This window comes from Gilliamella sp. B3172 (assembly GCF_026536465.1).
In the GTDB taxonomy this organism is placed as follows: domain Bacteria; phylum Pseudomonadota; class Gammaproteobacteria; order Enterobacterales; family Orbaceae; genus Gilliamella.
The window spans coordinates 44,261-63,246 of record NZ_JAFNOA010000003.1 but is presented as its reverse complement, the minus strand read 5'-3'; the positions used below and the strand labels follow the sequence as shown (position 1 = coordinate 63,246).

The 18,986-nt window shown below is 38.2% G+C and carries 16 protein-coding genes; 4 read left to right on the top strand and 12 right to left on the bottom strand.

The features are described 5' to 3' along the window. Nucleotides 1–41: 41 nt before the first annotated feature. The 11 genes from fruA to glnA all read right to left on the bottom strand — a co-directional run bounded on the left by fruA (nt 42) and on the right by glnA (nt 13,129). On the bottom strand, nt 42–1,742 hold the full coding sequence (fruA, locus tag J3U37_RS04955; RefSeq protein ID WP_267373589.1) for a PTS fructose transporter subunit IIBC: 1,701 nt from the start codon (nt 1,740–1,742) through the stop codon (nt 42–44). A gap of 8 nt (nt 1,743–1,750) precedes the next feature. Beyond that, nucleotides 1,751–2,686, bottom strand: a complete 936-nt coding sequence (gene fruK / locus J3U37_RS04950; protein WP_220218888.1) for a 1-phosphofructokinase — start codon at nt 2,684–2,686, stop codon at nt 1,751–1,753. Between the two features lie 2 nt (nt 2,687–2,688). After that, nucleotides 2,689–3,894, bottom strand: a complete 1,206-nt coding sequence (gene fruB / locus J3U37_RS04945; protein WP_267373587.1) for a fused PTS fructose transporter subunit IIA/HPr protein — start codon at nt 3,892–3,894, stop codon at nt 2,689–2,691. 189 nt (nt 3,895–4,083) lie between these two features. After that, the gene (cra, locus tag J3U37_RS04940; RefSeq protein ID WP_267329420.1) at nt 4,084–5,106 is read right to left on the bottom strand and encodes a catabolite repressor/activator; all 1,023 of its coding nucleotides are present in this window, start codon (nt 5,104–5,106) and stop codon (nt 4,084–4,086) included. A 168-nt stretch (nt 5,107–5,274) separates the two neighbouring features. Continuing rightward, on the bottom strand, nt 5,275–6,030 hold the full coding sequence (locus J3U37_RS04935) for an ABC transporter ATP-binding protein (RefSeq protein WP_267373585.1): 756 nt from the start codon (nt 6,028–6,030) through the stop codon (nt 5,275–5,277). Continuing rightward, nucleotides 6,027–6,998: an iron chelate uptake ABC transporter family permease subunit gene (locus tag J3U37_RS04930; RefSeq protein ID WP_267373584.1), complete on the bottom strand. Its 972-nt coding sequence runs from the start codon at nt 6,996–6,998 to the stop codon at nt 6,027–6,029. Before J3U37_RS04930 ends, J3U37_RS04935 begins: the two co-directional genes overlap by 4 nt. Further along, nucleotides 6,988–7,944 (bottom strand): ABC transporter permease, encoded by a 957-nt coding sequence (locus J3U37_RS04925; protein WP_366518707.1) that lies wholly within the window; start codon nt 7,942–7,944, stop codon nt 6,988–6,990. The genes J3U37_RS04930 and J3U37_RS04925 overlap by 11 nt, the downstream gene beginning before the upstream one ends. A gap of 6 nt (nt 7,945–7,950) precedes the next feature. Further along, nucleotides 7,951–8,931, bottom strand: a complete 981-nt coding sequence (locus J3U37_RS04920) for a siderophore ABC transporter substrate-binding protein (RefSeq protein ID WP_267373582.1) — start codon at nt 8,929–8,931, stop codon at nt 7,951–7,953. Between the two features lie 182 nt (nt 8,932–9,113). Continuing rightward, nucleotides 9,114–10,562 carry a nitrogen regulation protein NR(I) gene (gene glnG, locus J3U37_RS04915; protein ID WP_267373579.1) on the bottom strand — a complete coding sequence of 483 codons (1,449 nt, stop codon included), beginning with the start codon at nt 10,560–10,562 and terminating at the stop codon, nt 9,114–9,116. Between the two features lie 11 nt (nt 10,563–10,573). Further along, a complete protein-coding gene (gene glnL, locus J3U37_RS04910) occupies nt 10,574–11,623 on the bottom strand; it encodes a nitrogen regulation protein NR(II) (RefSeq protein ID WP_220218880.1) in 1,050 nt (349 codons plus the stop codon). A gap of 96 nt (nt 11,624–11,719) precedes the next feature. Beyond that, nucleotides 11,720–13,129 (bottom strand): glutamate--ammonia ligase, encoded by a 1,410-nt coding sequence (gene glnA / locus J3U37_RS04905; protein ID WP_220218879.1) that lies wholly within the window; start codon nt 13,127–13,129, stop codon nt 11,720–11,722. Nucleotides 13,130–13,582: 453 nt separating this feature from the next. Here glnA and J3U37_RS04900 point away from each other — a divergent pair, with 453 nt between their 5' ends. From J3U37_RS04900 to gpsA, 3 genes are read left to right on the top strand one after another with little or no spacing between them, the layout of a single operon-like run. After that, nucleotides 13,583–14,023 (top strand): rhodanese-like domain-containing protein, encoded by a 441-nt coding sequence (locus J3U37_RS04900; protein ID WP_220218878.1) that lies wholly within the window; start codon nt 13,583–13,585, stop codon nt 14,021–14,023. Nucleotides 14,024–14,053: 30 nt separating this feature from the next. Further along, nucleotides 14,054–14,542 carry a protein-export chaperone SecB gene (secB, locus tag J3U37_RS04895; RefSeq protein ID WP_220218877.1) on the top strand — a complete coding sequence of 163 codons (489 nt, stop codon included), beginning with the start codon at nt 14,054–14,056 and terminating at the stop codon, nt 14,540–14,542. Between the two features lie 41 nt (nt 14,543–14,583). Then, nucleotides 14,584–15,597 (top strand): NAD(P)H-dependent glycerol-3-phosphate dehydrogenase, encoded by a 1,014-nt coding sequence (gene gpsA, locus J3U37_RS04890; RefSeq protein ID WP_267329414.1) that lies wholly within the window; start codon nt 14,584–14,586, stop codon nt 15,595–15,597. A gap of 72 nt (nt 15,598–15,669) precedes the next feature. Here the strand turns inward: gpsA and J3U37_RS04885 are convergent, their stop codons facing one another. Beyond that, nucleotides 15,670–16,644 (bottom strand): hypothetical protein, encoded by a 975-nt coding sequence (locus tag J3U37_RS04885; RefSeq protein WP_267335622.1) that lies wholly within the window; start codon nt 16,642–16,644, stop codon nt 15,670–15,672. Between the two features lie 200 nt (nt 16,645–16,844). Here J3U37_RS04885 and aas point away from each other — a divergent pair, with 200 nt between their 5' ends. Further along, entirely contained in the window at nt 16,845–18,986 is a 2,142-nt protein-coding gene (aas, locus tag J3U37_RS04880) for a bifunctional acyl-ACP--phospholipid O-acyltransferase/long-chain-fatty-acid--ACP ligase (RefSeq protein ID WP_267373577.1), read from the top strand.

The window sequence follows — 18,986 nt, the reverse complement described above, 5'->3', positions numbered from 1 at the left end:
AAACGCCATCATTTGACGGCGTTTTTAGTATTTTATTTCTGTTAAGCAGCTTGAGGATTTTCATTCACCGATTCGGGTGCTTTAATTAATGCATAAGCAATACCTGCAATAAGTGAACCGACAACAATTGATAATAAATATCCAACAACTGGTTTCACAACCCCAGGTATTGCCAAAGCAAATAATCCACCATGTGGAGTCATTAGCGTTGAGCCAAATGCTAATGCCATACCACCAGTGATTGCTCCACCAATAATACAACAAGGGATTACACGTAGCGGATCACGCGCTGCAAAAGGAATCGCTCCTTCAGAGATAAAGCATAAGCCTAAAACTAGAGACGCTTTACCACTTTCTTGTTCTGCTTTAGCAAATTTTTTGCGGGCAATAAGTGTGGCAATTCCCATCGCTAATGGTGGTACCATACCGCCAGCCATAACTGCCGCCATAGGTGCATAAACTTGTGAAGAGATTAAACCTGTACCGAATGCATACGCAACTTTATTGATTGGTCCGCCCATATCAGTACACATCATACCGCCTAAAATCGCACCTAAAATAACAGCATTACCAGTACCCATTGAGTTAAGCCATGATGCAACATTCCGCATCAACCATGAGACTGGCTCACCAACGACAAATTGCATAACAAGTCCGGTTGCCAGCGTAGCAAGCAACGGTACAATTAAGATTGGTTTGAGTGCTTCCATACTTTGTGGTAATGGTAAATATTTGGCGATGATCATAGATATATAACCCGCAAAATAACCAATAATAATACCACCTAGGAAACCAGCTCCCGTTGATACTGCAAGCAAACCACCAACAAGCCCCGGAGCAAGACCCGGTCGGTCAGCGATCGAGTAAGAGATATAGCCGGCAAGTAAAGGCACCATTAACGAGAAGGCTAAACCACCAATTTCAGCTAAATGAGGTTCACCGACAAGTTTTTGGACACCATCTTGCATTTCAAATGACCCAAAGGCAAAAGAGAGTGCAATAATCAATCCGCCCGCAACTACCATTGGTAACATATAAGAAACCCCGGTTAAAAGATGTTGATAGACACCTTTTTTCTCATTGCTTGATTTTCCGGATGAGGCACCCGCCGAAGGTTGATAAACCGTCGCTTCTTCAAATGCTTTATCTAACTCTTGAGCAGTCTTTTTAAGAGCTGGACCAGTCTTAGTTCGGTATAGTTTTTTACCGGCAAATTTACTGAGATCGACATCGATATCGCAAGCGGCAATCACAACATCAGCCGCAGCGATCTCTTCTGGCGTTAATTCATTACCGACACCCACAGAACCACGGGTTTCTACTTTACACCACCAACCACGTTTTTTGGCTTCTTCTTCGATCGCTTCAGCTGCCATAAAGGTATGAGCAACACCGGTTGGACAAGCTGTGACCGCAACAATACGTTTTACACCAGTATCTGACTTAGACGCTGGTGCTGCTGAAGTTGATTGTTGGTAAACGCTCGCTTTAGTCGGCGCATCATTTAAAATCTGTTTAGGGTTAGCAAAGATTTCATTTAAATCTTCCACCACATAAACTTTTTTGCCTATCACAGACTGATCATCGATATCACCACCACCAACAGCAACAATGACATCAGCAGATTGAGCATTTTCTGCGATTTTTAAATTTAATGAATTGGCAGCTAAAGCTAGTTCTGCTTTAGCCAAACGTCCGTTAACCGGACCAGAATGACTACCTTCAACTATATATATATTCATGAATACTCCTATCCCGCAATTATTTCAATTTTTGAAAGCATGTTAGTGACTGCTTGACGGTCAGATATACCAACTCCTGCTTGTCCAACTGATAAAGCGGCAACACTTGATGCAAATACTAAGGTGTCTTTAATGGATTGATTAGTCATCAGACCATACATTAAACCACCAACCATAGAATCACCAGCACCAACAGTGCTAACTACCTGACATTTAGGCGGTTTTGCCAACCATGCTTCGTGTTTTGTTACCCATAAAGCACCTTTACTTCCTAGTGAAATTACCACGTTCTCAACACCGCCATCAATAAGTTCCATGGCAGCTGTTTTGATTTCCGGTAGGGTGGTTAATTTCCGTCCTACCCACATTTCTAATTCTTTATCATTAGGTTTAATTAACCATGGTTTGGCTTTTAAACCGGCAACCAAAGCATCTCTTGAGCTATCAAACACAATTTTTGGACAAATGGCTTTGACTTGTTTCATCCAATCAGTGAACTTATCAAGCGAAACGCCCGCTGGCAAACTACCACTGATTGCCACCATATCGATATCTTTCAACCATTCAAGCGAGCTTTTCACAAACAGTTGCCAGTCATTTTCGCTGATAGTAAAGCCGGAAAAATTAAGATCCGTCACTTCACTATTTTCTTCGGTCAATTTAACATTGATACGAGTACGGCCTTCAATCGTTTGGAATTTGTCGACCACATTTAAGGATTTGAATAACAAATTAAAGCCATCACGATTTTCTTTACCTAAAAAGCCACCAACGGTCAATTTAACATCTAAATCAGATAATACTTTAGCGACATTAATGCCTTTGCCAGCGGCAAGTAAAGCATTAGTTTGAACAAGGTTCACATCACCAAGTTCCACTTTGGGACAAAATCCCAAAAGATCATAAGCGGGATTTAAGGTAATAGTTGCAACACGATATGTCATCACTAAACGCCCTCGCCTAAACCACTTTCAATTGCTTGACCAATTGCATCAAGGGCTTGTTGGGCATCATCACCCACAGCGGTAAATCTTAATCGGCTACCTTTTTTAGCACCCAAAGCGACAATTTTCATAAGACTGGTTGCGCTAACCGCTTCACCTTTACCGTCGAGATTTGCCACTGTAACTTTGCTGTTAAACTCTTTGACAAGTTTAACCAGTACTGACGAAGGACGGGTATGTAAACCGTTTTCATTTGGTACAATAAAATCACGCGTTAACGTTTCACCACTGGTTTCAGTCGTGGTTGCTTGATTTTGACTAACGGCTGATTCTGCTTGAGTATTATCACAAGCAACCCCTTCACCACCTGCTACCAGAAGATGATTAAGCGTATCAATATTAGCCGACAATAGTTGATCCAATTTTTGGTTAAAGGTCAACGTTGCAATATTAGCAATAATTTCACACACGCTATCATCAGTTGCTGACATTGTGATTAATAATTTTACAGGGTTACCGTCTTGACTCAGATCACTGACTGTGCGACTAATTGCAATCGCATTTTTTAAGTTACCTTCTTTGCTATCATTTAACCAAACACCACTGCCTAAATAATTAGGTTTGTTATCAAGCACATTGGCAATAAAAGATGCATTAACGGCATTTTGTTGTTTTAAGCGTGAAGCATTTAATGCTTGTAATGTCGCTAGGCTGTCGGCGGTAATATCTAATAAGACACAATCATGATTAATACTAATTTGGCTATCTTGTGAACTCTCTTTACCGGTCAAAATGGCAATCGCATCATCGGCAGATTGAATATTTTTAATTCGTTCTTCAACACCGTCAGCACCCAGAACATGAGTCAGTTGACGCAATAGTTCGAGATGTTCATCAGAACTTGCCGCAATACCAATAGCTAAGTAAGCCTTTTCACCATCATCGCCCCATACAACACCTTCAGGGAAACAAAACACTTGTACGCCTGTTTTTTTAACTAAATGGCGGGTTTTAGTTGTACCATGAGGAATAGCAATACCGATACCCAGATAAGTTGCAGCTTGCTCTTCCCGTTCAAGCATACCATTAACATACCCTTCTTCCACATAACCGGCGTTAGTTAAGGCTGCTGCAATTTGTTTTATTGCTTCTGTTTTATTGGGTGCTTGTTCATTTAAATGAATATTTTCTTTAACTAAATGAAACATATAATAAATACCTCGGGGTTAAAATGTTAGATCTACTAAAATAACTCAGTAATTCTAAATCCATAATTGAATCATATTGAATCGTTTCAGCAATAATGAATACAAACTTATTAATTATCAAATATTTTATTTCTATTAATAATTAATCTGTGATCTAGATCTGATTTTTGTTAAAAATTCAAACAGCTTTTAATTCTTAAAGCTACCATCCCGACTAAAGCTACCACGATAGATTAACCGTCTTGGTATAACAGTAGTACCCGGTTGGTACTGTTTTTTCTGTAAACTATTTAATAATAACTCAATAGTTACTTTGGATACTGCTTTATGATCTTGAGAAAGCGCTATCACTTTACAAGGTAAAAAATCCAGTAATTCATTATCGCCAAATGTTGCAATAGTTAAATTTTCTGGTAGATGACCTAACTTTTTCAATATCGCATCAATTGCGCCTTGCAGTAATGAAAAAGAGGTTGAAAAAATACCATCTGGTATCTTATTTGTTTCCAGCCAGCGACTAAATGTTAGCGCTGCGTCGTGCCGACTATAATTATTTACGCATAAAAAATCAACCCTATTACAGTGGTCTTGCGTAATATCTTTAAAACCTGCCATACGAAGCTGGCTTACAGATAAATTTGGTGATGCGCCAATATAAACAATATTACCCTTCACAAATTGATTAAATGTTTGCGCTAACATCTTTGAATCTTCTTTATCAGCCCCAACAATATTTCTAAAGTGGTCTGCCGATAATGTTCTATCGAGCGCAAATAATGGCATTTCATTATTTTGCCAGTCATCATAAAAAGTATAATCATCATCAGACACGAAAGCAGATGAGATGACTAAGGCATCAACACGGCGTTGTCTAAGGTGTTTAACACACTCTTTTTCAATTTCAGGATTATCTTCCGAACATGAAAGCAGTAGCTGATAACCCTCTTTTCGAACAAGTTGCTCTAGATAATTTGCTATTCGGGTATAACTATTATTTTCTAAATCGGGAATAATGATACCAATTGTGCGTGTTTTACCTGCTCTTAATCCTGCCGCTACCGCATTAGGTTGATAGTTATGCTCTTTTACAACCGCCATAACTTTTTCAATGGTTTTATCACTTACCCGATACTTCTTTGCTTTTCCATTAATTACATAGCTGGCAGTTGTTCTTGATACACCTGCTAGCAAAGCAATTTGTTCTAATTTCATTAAACTTTCTCAATCAAAAAACTGTTAGTAATTTAACCTAAATCAACTTACATTGTAAACATCGACCGTATTGTTTATGCGATGATTGGCAATGTTAACAAACAAAAAATAGTGTCGATATTACAAATGGTTACTTTAACCAACACCTAAGATAATTGATCAAATTAACTAATAATAGATAGCAATATTTTGATCATGCACATTCTCAATTTTAACGGGAGTATCAAAGATCTCTTCTAATATCGCCGCATCCATAATCTGTTTTGGCTCGCCTTGATAAATCAATTTGCCCTCTTTCATCGCTAAAATATAGTCTGAATAAACCGATGCAAAATTGATATCATGAATAACAATCACAATGGTTTTACCCAGCTCATCAGCCGCTCGCCGTAACTGTTTCATCATCGAAACTGCGTGTTTCATATCAAGATTGTTTAGCGGTTCATCAAGCAAAACATACTCCGTATCTTGACAAAGTACCATAGCAACATAAGCACGTTGCCGTTGTCCGCCAGAGAGTTCATCTAAAAAACGATCTTTATATTCAGTCAGATTTAAAAACTCGAGAGCACGATGAATATGCTGATAGTCATTAGCATTTAAGCGCCCTTTAGAATAGGGATAACGGCCAAAACCGACAAGGTCAAAGACGGTCAGCCGACTGGTAAAGCGATTTTCTTGTCTTAATACAGATAAGTAAGTAGCAAGTTTATCACTAGGTGTATCAACCACATTCATATTTTGAATTTTTACTTCGCCTTCGTCAGCCAATAGCAGACGGCTTATTATTGAAAGTAATGTCGATTTGCCTGCACCATTGGGACCAATGATTGTCGTAATGCCGCCTTGGGTTATAGTGGCATTGACATTTTTTAATACTGAAATTGATTGGTAATTTTTACTGATATTGTTAATTTCAATCACTTTGGCACCTTTTTCAATAATAAGAAGATAAATAAAGTGCCTCCAATAAACTCAATAACAATCGATAGCGCACCGACCATATTTAGCACCCGCTCTAAAAACATTTGTCCTCCTACAAGAAAAATAATGCCTAATAAAAAGGCTGTTGGTAGTAAGTAACGATGTTGGCTAGATCCACTTACGCTATAGGCTAAATTTGCAATCAGCAGACCTAAAAAAGTAAATGGTCCAACCAGCGCAGTAGAGATTGCAACTAAAATTGATACAAGTAATAAGATTATCGAGACATTTTTTTGATAATCGAGGCCTAAACTAATGGCATTATCACGCCCTAATGCTAACACATCAAATCGATAGCGCATTTGCCACAAAACCAGCCCAATTACGGTTACGATAGCTAGCGAAAATAGAATTAACACTGGTTCCGCTCGAGTAAAGGTCGCAAAAATGCGGCTTTGCAATACAGCAAATTCTGTCGGTGTCATTAATCGCTGTAATAAATTGGAAAAACTACGAAATAGTGTGCCTAGAACAATACCAATTAATAGCACCAAATGAAGATTTTGCTTAAGTTTAGTTAATAAGCCTTGATATAAAAAGAGTGAAAAGAAAATCAAGACTAAAGATTCAAATATAAATTTTCCTATTACGCCAATAAAAGGGATGCCTTGAATATCAATAAAAAATATGATTATAGTTTGAATTAAAACAAACAATGATTCAAACCCCATTATCGATGGCGTTAATATTCGATTATTGGTTAGGGTTTGGAAAAGTAACGTTGAGGTTGACGCTGAAAACGCAACTAAAATCATGGTTAACATAATCCATGTTCGATGCATGAGAATATAGTTGATGTTTCCTTTCAAATTAATGGTCATAAAGCAAGTAATGCAAACTAGAGCGAGAACTAACAGTATTATCACCCGTTTTGCGCTGGAAAACTGACGATTTAGATTAACGGACATGACGTTTTTGACTCAATAAAACTAAAAAGATAACTGCACCTATAACACCAAGGATAACACTCACAGGAATTTCGAATGGATATCGGATAACACGCCCAATAATGTCACATATTAACACTAATCCACTGCCCAAAAGGCAAATCCATGGAATCGTTTTACGGACATTGTCCCCCATTAATAAGCTTACAATATTGGGGACAATCAATCCTAAAAATGGCAATACGCCAACAACAACGACAACAATTCCCCCGATAAGTGCGATAACAATAAGGCCAATTAACATCACCCGGCGATAATTGAGACCAACATTTACCGAAAAATCACGCCCTAAACCGACCACCGTGAACTGATCGGCATTCCAACAAGCTAGCAACGTTAGTCCCCCAACTAACCATAAGAGTTCATATCGTCCTTGTAAAATTCCGGAAAAATCACCCGATTCCCACCCGGCAAGAGACTGCAATAAATCAAAATACATTGCGAAGAAAGTGGTAATTGCGCTAATCACAGCCCCAAGCATAATGCCAATAAGTGGTACCATAAGTGCAGATTTATACATAATTTTCCGGGAAATATACATAAAAATCAGCGTACCGAATAAAGCAAATAGGCTTGCAACAACCATTTTGATCATGACGCTAGCAGCAGGCGCAAAGACCATCATTACCAACAATCCTAAACTTGCCGCTTGCGTCGTACCGACAAGGGAGGGTTCAACAAATCGATTTTGAGTGAGCAACTGCATAATCAAGCCAGCCACACTCATTGCACTACCTGCTAATAATAATGCTAGTGTTCGAGGGAGTCGGCTAACAAAGAAGATTTCTCGCATGTTACTGTCAGTCCAGAGTTCTGATAATGTGACATTCCCTGCACCAATAAACAGACTTACGACAACCATTACCATTAAAAAGACAATGGCTGTCATAAAATAAAACGATTTAATCATACTTTAATTATTCGTTGATGTTTTTTGCAACGCTTCTTCTATTTGATCCATCAATCGACTATAAGTTTGAATACCACCAGCAATATACATTGATGTTGAATCCAGATAAACAATATGATTATTTTTCCATGCGGCAGTTTTTTGGATCAATTCATTATTTAAAACTTGTTGTGCGGATAACGCTTCTTTATTACCAATGGCACTATCACGGTCTATAACAAATATCCACTGCGGGTCAACACTCAAAACAAATTCACTGGTGATCGAATTACCATGACGGCCTGCTTCTTGGAAAACAGCTGCCGGCTTGAAACCTAAAACATCAAACACAAAGCCAAAACGAGATTTTGGACCATAAGCTGACATTTTGCCACCATTAACCATAATCATTAACGCCGAACCAGCTGTACTTGTTTTTGGTTTTAGTTGTTCTATTTTTTGATTAAAGTCTTCAATCAATTTAGATGCTTCTTTCTCTTTTTCAAAAATCCAACCTAATTGACGAGTTCGCTCAGTTAAACTCGCTAAGAAATTATTGGAATCGATATCTAAGGAGATTGTTTTTGCTAATTTTTCCAATTTTGGATAGGCATCAGTTGCTCGTCCACCTGCTATAATTAAGTCAGGATTGATAGAGCTAAGTACTTCATAATTTGGCTCAAACAAAGTCCCAATGTTAGTATAGGACTTATCACTATATTTAGATAAGAAATCAGGTAAATGGACATCTGATTGTGGCACAGCTGTGACTGGAATATTTAATGCATCAATAATATCAAGCGTTGCAATGTTAAAAACAGCGACTTTTTTGGGAGCATACTCAAACGATGTTTCGCCTTGAGCGTGTTTAATTATCAGAGCATCTTTCCAAACATCGATATTGGAATAATCTGTTTTTTGGTTATTCTTATTATTATCGCACCCAACAACTAACAGCAATACAGCAAACAGCACTGTAATTTTAACTTTGATAAATGAATACATATGAACTCCTATTGACTTGTTTAGATAAAACAAACTAAATGATAAATAATAATCATTATCATTAAATTGTATCTAAAAACAACTCAGTGTTCAATAAACTTCAAAGAATATGTAAAATTAACGTTAAATAAGGAGAAATCATATCTATTGCAAAACATTATAATAAAAAATTTATATATTCATCAGTGTGCACCACGATCATTTTCATTGGATAACTCTTTTAATTTTCGGGTTAAAGTATTGCGCCCCCAACCTAATAAATTAGCAGCATCTTGTTTATGACCTCGGGTAAAATTTAGTGCGCAATTTAATAAGATACGCTCAACATCTGCAACAGCTTCGGTTAATATTCCTGTCTTACCTGCGACTAAAGCTTGTTTAGCCCAATTTTCTAACTCATGTTGCCAGTCCGAATTAGATACCGACATCACAGGGGGCGATATTTCATTTGGTTCGCTAATATTAGCTGTGCATGGATGAAGCAATTCAGCAGGTAAATCCTGAACCAGTATCTCTTTACTTGAAGACATAACAGTCACCCACCGGCAAACGTTTTCGAGCTGTCTTACATTACCTGGCCAATTAAACAGGCATAAAATTTCAAGTGCCTGCGGACTTAATACTTTACTTTCAACCCCTAATTCTTGAGCTGTGGTATGCAAAAAATGCTCGGCAAGTTTTGGAATATCTTGAGAGCGATCACGTAATGGTGGCAATAAAATACGAATTACATTGAGTCGATGAAACAGATCTTCCCGGAATTTACCTTCTCTAACTCGAGCTTGTAAGTCTTGATGCGTAGCAGCAATAATTCTCACATCAACTTTAATTGGTGAATAACCACCAATTCGATAAAATTGCCCGTCCGCAAGTACTCTTAATAATCGGGTTTGTACATCTAATGGCATATCGCCGATTTCATCTAAAAATAGCGTACCGCCATTGGCTTGTTCAAATCGCCCATGTCTGATTTGTGCCGCACCAGTAAAAGCACCCTTTTCGTGCCCAAAAAGTTCAGATTCAATCAGATCTTTTGGAATGGCCGCCATATTAAGTGCAATAAATGGCGATTGCGCACGTGGGCTATGGGTATGTAACGCTTTAGCGACCAGCTCTTTACCTGTTCCTGATTCCCCATTAATAAGAACACTAATTGAGGATTTAGATAACCGCCCAATAATACGAAACACTTCCTGCATTGAAGGTGCTTCACCAATAATACCGGTCGATGCTTTAACCGTAGTGGTATGCGGGGAATTATTGCTCTGATTTTGTAAAATAGCTCGTTCAACCAATTGAATAACTTCATCAACATCAAAAGGTTTAGGGATATAATCATAAGCGCCACGTTGATAAGCATTAACAGCCGCATCTAAATCCGAATGTGCCGTCATAATAATCACCGGTAAATTAGGCATCTGCTCCTTTATGTGGTGCAGTAACGTTAGTCCGTCAATTCCGGGCATTTTTATATCGGATATTAAAACTGCTGGTTTTTGGGGATGATTGACTAAAGCATCGATGACTGCTTGCCCGCTGGAAAAGCTGACGCAATGAAAATGCGCATTAGTCAGCGCTTTTTCTAATACCCAACGAATCGAACTATCATCATCAACAATCCAAACATTCATTATCATTTACCTCATTGTTTGATTGGCAAATAAATTGAAAACTCTGTATGACCCGGCCAACTATTGAACTCAATTTTGCCATGATGTTGATCCACAATATTATGCGCAATTGAAAGCCCGATGCCGGTACCCCCTTCGTAACCACTTACCATAGGATAGAAAAGGGTATCTTGAATATGCATTGGCACTCCCGGTCCATTATCTTCAATATCAATGCGTGCACATAGCCGATAACGCTGGCCATGTATAGTCACTTGAAAAGCGGTTCTGGTTCTGATAGTAATTGTGCCGGTTTTTGCACCAATTGCTTGCAAAGCATTACGAACAATATTTAAAACAACCTGTTCTATCTGTTCGGAATCATGAATTAAATCCGGTAGGCTTGGATCGTAATCACGCAAAATTTGTACATTGTCCGGCTTTTCAAGGCACAATAGTGCATAGATTCGTTCAATAGCTTTATGAATATTTTGCTCTTGTTGTAGTAATCGTTGCTGAGGACCTAACAACCGATCGACAAGGTTTCTTAATCTATCCGCTTGTTCAATAATAATCTTAGTATAATCTTGTAGCTCGTTTTTCGGTAACTGGCGAGATAATAACTGAGCGGCGCCGCGTAGGCCACCTAAAGGATTTTTAATTTCATGAGCAAGCCCACGGATTAGATCACGAGCCGCACTCTGCTGCGCTTGCTGTAATTGCTCTTGACTCAATCGTTTATGATTATTTAATGGCGCCATTTCGAGCAAAATTTGCCCATTAGGTAGGAGTTGAGCGGTTAACGATAAAATATGTAATTCATCGTTAATCACTAAGTTGACTTCATTATCGGTAAAACCTTGATTTTGATCTAAAGCATTTTGCATCAAATCAATATCCAACGAAAAGTAACCCAATAGATCGGGCAGATAGCTATCTAATAATTTTTTCGTGCTTTGCGCTAAAAGCTGCTGAGCTGCTGTATTGGCATAACGAATATGGAGTTGTTTATCAAGTAACAAAATACTTGTAATCATCGAATCGAGAACAAGATTAGCATCAGATTCATTATCAAATGTCATCGCAGGATTTCCGTCCTCATTTAAAACCACCGCCTGTAAGCGGTGGATTAATTTTTATCAAATAGCTGATAGACGATAATGTTATCAACATTAACGTTATAAACTATAGTAAAGCTCAAATTCGACAGGATGTGGAGTCATACGTACACGATCAACGTCTTGACGTTTTAAATCAATATAAGCATCAATCGTATCATTCGTAAATACATTACCACGTGTTAAAAATTCACGATCGGCATCTAATGCATTAAGCGCTTCTTCCAATGAACCTGCTACTTGAGGAATTAATTTAGATTCTTCCGGTGGTAAATCATATAAGTTTTTATCCATTGCATCGCCCGGATGAATTTTGTTAATGATACCGTCTAAACCAGCCATTAACTGAGCAGCAAATGATAAATATGGATTACCGGCTGGATCAGGGAAACGAACTTCAATACGGCGTGCTTTCGGGCTAGTCACAACCGGAATACGAATTGAAGCAGAACGGTTACGAGCAGAATAGGCAAGCATAACGGGTGCTTCATAACCCGGTACTAAACGTTTATATGAGTTAGTCGCAGGGTTAGTAAACGCATTGATAGCCTTAGCATGTTTAATGATACCGCCGATATAGAATAATGCCATTTCTGAAAGGCCAGCATATTTATCACCTGCAAATAAGTTAACCCCATCTTTGGCTAAAGATTGGTGGCAGTGCATACCTGAACCATTATCGCCAAACATCGGTTTTGGCATAAATGTTGCGGTTTTACCATAAGCATGCGCGACATTTTGTACCACATATTTATAAATTTGTACTTCATCAGCTTTCTTAGTTAGCGTATTAAAGCGACAAGCAATTTCGTTTTGTCCGGCTGTTGCCACTTCATGGTGATGCGCTTCAACAACTAAGCCAAGTTGTTCCATAATTAAACACATTTCAGAACGAATATCTTGCGATGAATCAACTGGCGGAAGTGGGAAGTAACCACCTTTAACGCCCGGACGGTGCCCTTTATTGCCTTCTTCGTATTTAGTCCCTGAGTTCCAAGCCGCTTCAATATCATCAATATGAACAAAACTACCCGACATTGGCGTTCCAAAACGAACGTCATCAAATAGGAAGAATTCCGGTTCTGGTCCAAAAATAACGGTGTCGGCAATGCCTGAAGATTTCAAAAACTCTTCAGCACGTTTAGCGATTGAACGTGGATCGCGATCATAACCTTGTAGCGTTGCTGGTTCTAATACGTCACAACGGAGATTTAATGTCACATCTTCAAAAAATGGATCGATAACGGCACTTGAAGCATCTGGCATTAATACCATGTCTGATTCATTAATACCTTTCCAACCTGCGATTGATGAGCCGTCAAACATCTTACCGTCTTCAAAGAAATCAGCATCAATTTGACTAACTGGTATCGTAACGTGTTGCTCTTTACCTTTTGTATCAGTAAAACGTAAATCGACAAATTTAACATCGTTTTCTTTAATTAGTGTTAACACTTTTTGTATAGACATGAATCTTCTCCATTAAGGACAAATAATTGTTCAGTTCGTAAGGCATTGTTGCCAAAGGTTTATAAGTTGCTAAACTATATGCAAATATAATGCCACTTTTTAAAATGCCTTATTTCGGTGAATTTAATGGATCGATGATAACACAAATGAAACCCATGCACCAAAATAAAGCAAAACAAGATTGATTACGCACCAAAATTGAGCGCAATTGTGCCATTTTGCTTATTTAATGGGTAGATTTTGCTTGAATCTTCACTCTTGGTTAAATTAAAGCTGAGCAATATTGAACAAAAGCACTAAAATAATAAATTGTTTTATTTGCATTATCCGACTTTATAAATCTCAATAAATATTATTTTGTGTTTACAAGATTTTCTTATTGGTACTATATTTCAGTGCATAATATCGTTATAATCTCTTCTTATATTGAAAAATTCAGGTAAATATACAAGTATGGACTTTATTACTCTCGAAATTATACCTTTTATTAAAAATCACCTTTTACTATCTTTAGGTTGGATTGTCCTATTTATTGCAATCATCGTATTAACAGTTAAAAGTAAATTATCAAAAGTAAAAATCATTAATAACGCCCAAGCGATTAATATGATCAATAAGCTCGATGCGGTTATTATCGATATTCGTTCAGCTGATAGCTTCAAAAAAGGGCATATCACTCAATCACACAATATCTTACCGATTGATATCAAAAATGCGAATGCAAAAACAATTGATAAATTTAAAGAAAATCTCATAATTTTAGTTGACGAGAATGGTTTATCATCATCAAGTATTGGTGAACTTCTTGTCAAACAAGGTTTTTTAAACGTATTTACGTTAAAAGACGGCATTGCTGGGTGGAATGGCGAAAATCTACCATTAGTAAAAAAATAATATAATATCATTTCAAAATAAGGTTTTATCATGACAGAACAAAACAATACACAACAAGCTGAAACACAATTTGCTATTCAACGAATTTATACCAAAGATGTTTCTTTCGAAACAAACAACGTGCCAGAAATTTTTACTAAACAATGGCAACCAGAGATGAATTTAGAACTTAATTCATCTTCACAAACACTAAGTGATAGTGTTTTTGAAGTATCACTCAGAGTCACCATTACCGTGAAACAACAAGAAGAAGTTGTGTATATTTGTGAAGTCACTCAATCTGGGATATTTTCATTAATTGGCTTTGAAGAAGGTCAAATTCAACATTGTCTTGGTGCTTATTGTCCAAATATTTTATTCCCATATGCACGTGAAGTGGTGGCAAGTTTAGTGAATAAAGGGACATTCCCACAAGTTAACTTAGAACCAGTCAATTTTGAAGCATTGTATTTGAACTATCTTCAACAACAACAGCAACAACAACAAGCTGAAAATGAGTCTTCAGATACTTTACAATAATTATTGTTTTAAAGTTAACTAAATACTTAATTGGATCATTTATGAAAAAAGATGCTGCTGTGACAGTAATTGGTGCGGGTTCATATGGCACTTCGCTGGCGATATTACTAGCACGAAATGGTCATCGAACATTATTATGGGGGCATAACCCTGATAAAATGGCCATTTTGCAGCATGACAGGCAAAATAATCAATTTTTGCCTGATATCCCTTTTCCTGACTTACTGTATATTGAAAGTGACCTTGGCACGGCAGTTGCTGCGTCCCCTATTTTACTTATCGTAGTACCTAGTCATGCATTTGGTAACATTCTTAAACAAATTAAACCATTTTTACGAAAAGACAGTAAAATCGTTTGGGCAACCAAAGGACTTGAAGTTGATACCGGCAGGCTACTGCAAGATGTCGCAAGAGAGATTCTGGGTGATAAAATTCCCCTTGCTGTCATATCGGGTCCGACCTTTGCTAAAGAAGTTGCATCTGGCTTGCCAACGGCAGTGACAGTTGCTTCTACCGATGATCAGTTTTTAACTGAACTACAAAATCTATTCCACTGTAGTAAAAGTTTTCGGGTTTATAGCAGTAAAGACTTTATTGGTGTGCAACTTGGTGGCGCAATTAAGAACGTTATTGCTATCGGCGCAGGCTTATCTGACGGACTAGGCTTTGGTGCAAATGCAAGAACGGCTTTGATCACTCGTGGACTGGCAGAAATGATGCGCCTAGGCGCAGCGCTCGGCGCAGATCCAGCAACTTTTATGGGGATGGCTGGTTTAGGCGACTTAGTTCTCACCTGCACAGATAACCAATCTCGTAATCGTCGTTTTGGGATTTTACTCGGACAAAATAAAACGATTAAACAAGCGCAAGATATCATTGCTCAAGTTGTTGAAGGATGCAAAAACACCAAAGAAGTTTGGATGCTTGCACAAAAATATCATGTCGATATGCCTATCACCGAACAAATCTATAAAATTCTTTATGAAGGCAAAGACCCTAAACAAGCTGCCATGACCTTACTTGGACGCTCACAAAAACAAGAGCTGCAAAGCTAAAGTTAAGCTTAAACGCACATTAAGTTTGATTGATTGCCTCAAATCTATTTTGGCTTAATGTGCTTGATACGCTTAAATTTGAGTACCGATTCCCTGTTGTTTAGCTTTTAGATAAATATCGTAACCGACATAAACATCTAATACTGCTGTGCCCACTGTTTTAAACAGGGTAATTTGCTGATCGTTTACACGACATTTTTGCGGATCGATAACTAAATCACCCAATTCAAAAAAGTCATCTTTTGTCACTAATTGTTGGTTAATCGGATCAATAATATCACCCGCCTCAGCAAACACGCCATCTTTAGTATCTAATACACGAATATCAGCTTGTTTAACAACGCTCTCCGGTATTTCATGCATCTTAGGCGTATAAGCGCCAACACCATTAATGTGTGCACCGGATTTCACCTTTTCACCATTAAAAGTAGCAGTGTTGGAAGTGGTAACTGAAGTAATAATATCTGCCCGGCTAATATCTGAATCAAGATCTTGTGAGAAATAGAGATGAGCCGGAAAGTGGGCAAATCGTTGTTTCATCTCTTCGGTAAATTGTTTAGCTTTATTGGTATCAATATCATAAATAGCCACATCAGTAAGAGGACGCACTGTTAACATGGCTTCTAACTGAGAAATCGCTTGCCCACCGGTACCTATTAACACCGCTCGCTTAGCCTCTTTTTTAGCTAGCAGATCTGTCGCCGCCCCTTGAACTGCGCCAGTACGTAATTGTGTCACATAAGTGCCGTCTAACATTGCGCATACTTCGCCAGTTTTCGGATCGATCATAAGTACTTGTGCTGGCACCGACGGTTTACCCAATTTAGGGTTATTGGGAAAAACCGAAACAATTTTTATACCAACTACATCGTTATCTTTAATATGTGCAGGCATAAATAAACATTGACCATTTTGCATATCAAAATTTATACGTAATGGCACTTCACTGTTTCCCTGCGTATAAATTTTTAAAGCCTGTTTATCAGCCGCTATAGCCTCTTTCATGCTATAACATTGTTGTATATCTTTTGCGGTTAAAATTAACATGATGATTCCTTATATGTTGTTATCCGTTATTTTACTTTTTTGATATCTGTTGTCTATGTTAGTGAGTAACAATACTAAGCAAAACAGCGCAACGAATGATTTAATTATAAATAAAATCATAAAAATCAAAGTTCTTGTATATTGGATAGATTTTCACTATTATTACCTGGTACAATTTTGTACGGTAATTGAGAATTCAAATGGTTTTTAAAATATTAAAGTTTTTTTTAAAGATATTATTCCATGTCAAACTTAATGGTAATCTAAATAACTTAAAGCAAGAAAGACTCCTCATCACTCCTAACCATGTTTCCTTCCTAGACGGCATTTTAATCGGCGTATTTTTACCTGTAAGACCGGTGTTTGCAATTTATGCTGGGTATATTAATCATTGGTTAGTTCGTTTTGCCAAACGCTATGTTGATTTTGTCCCCATGGATCCCTTAAATCCTATGGCGATTAAACGATTAGTCCGTGAAATTGAAAAAGGCCGACCTATTGTGATTTTCCCTGAAGGTCGCATTACAATCACAGGCTCATTAATGAAAATTTACGACGGTGCCGCTTTTGTTGCTGCCCGTTCACAAGCGACCGTTGTACCGGTTTGGATTGAAGGTGCAGAATTTACCTTAACTAGTCGCTTAAAAGGGTTATTTAAGCGTCGCTTGTTTCCGAAAATAACCATACATGTACTCGAACCTACTACTATTCCAATGCCGGATGCCGCAACTGCCAGTGAACGCCGCTATATTGCCGGTGAAAAGCTACATCAAATTATGATGAATGCCCGAATGGCAAGCCGTCCTAAGTTAACCCTATTTGAAGCCCTGCTTGAAGCTCAAGTGCGTTATGGCGTTAAAACCCGTATGGTGCAAGATCCAACCACGCATGAAGCCTCTTTCCGTCACTTATTTAAACAAATTATCGGTATCAGTCGCATCGTAGCAAAATTTACCGCTCCGCAAGAGCGGGTGGGACTATTATTGCCTAACGCAACAATTACGGTGGCAACCTTTTTTGGTTTATCGGTAAAAAATCGTACGCCTGCAATGCTTAATTATACCGCGGGCACTAAAGGGTTAACCTGTGCTATCACAGCGGCAGAAATTAAAACGATTATTACATCACGTAAATTTATTAAAAAGGGCAAACTTGATTATCTACTCGATGAAATCAAAGGGGTTAAGTGGTGTTTTCTTGAAGATTTAAGCAAAAGCTTAACACTTTCGGATAAACTTTATACTTTTATTTTTCAATATATTCCACGCTTAGTAGCGCATCCTCAATCGAGTGACGATGAAGCGTTAGTACTGTTTACCTCCGGGTCTGAAGGCAATCCTAAAGGGGTTGTACACACTCATGGCAGTTTGCTCGCCAATGTTGAGCAAATTCGTACCGTCATCGATCCCACGCCGGCCGATAGATTTATGTCAGCTTTACCGCTGTTTCATGCTTTTGGCATCACAGCCGGACTATTTTTACCACTGTTTTCCGGTAGTCGAACGTTTTTATACCCTAACCCATTGCATTACCGAATGGTACCGGAAATCATTTACGACCAAAACTGTACCGTTTTATTTGGAACACCAACATTTTTAGCTAATTACGCTCGTTATGCACACCCTTATGATTTTATGCGTTTGCGCTATGTGGTTGCCGGGGCAGAAAAACTACCGGAATCAGTACGTGAACAATGGAAAGATAAATACGGCATTCGTATTTTAGAAGGTTATGGCGTAACCGAATGTGCGCCGGTTGTTGCGTTAAATGTCCCTATGGCATTTAAAAATGGCACTGTTGGACGCTTAATGCCGGGTATGGTTTCAAGATTGATTCCTGTGCCGGGCATCAATGACGGCGGTGAGTTACAAGTAAAAGGCCCGAATGTCATGAAAGGTTACTTACGGGTTGAAACTCCCGGTCAGTTAATCACGCCTGCGGCAGCTGATCAAAATGGTCAATTAGAAGAAGGCTGGTATGATACTGGCGATATCGTCAACATTGACAATGAAGGATTCATTACTATCAAAGGAAGACTAAAAAGATTTGCCAAAATAGCCGGTGAAATGGTCTCATTAGAAAGCGTTGAAGCATTAGCGAAAAAAGTTGACCCCGATGCCATGCATGGTGCAACGGTCAAACCGGATTCAGCAAAAGGCGAAGCGATAGTCCTGTTTACCACTTCAAATAAGTTAAGTCGTGATCTGCTTAGTCAAGCAGCGCAACAATTGGGTATTCCGGCATTAGCCATTGCACGTGATATTCGTGTTGTTAAAGGGTTGCCGCTACTCGGAACGGGTAAAATTGATTTTATCACACTCCGAAAAATGGCTGACGAATAA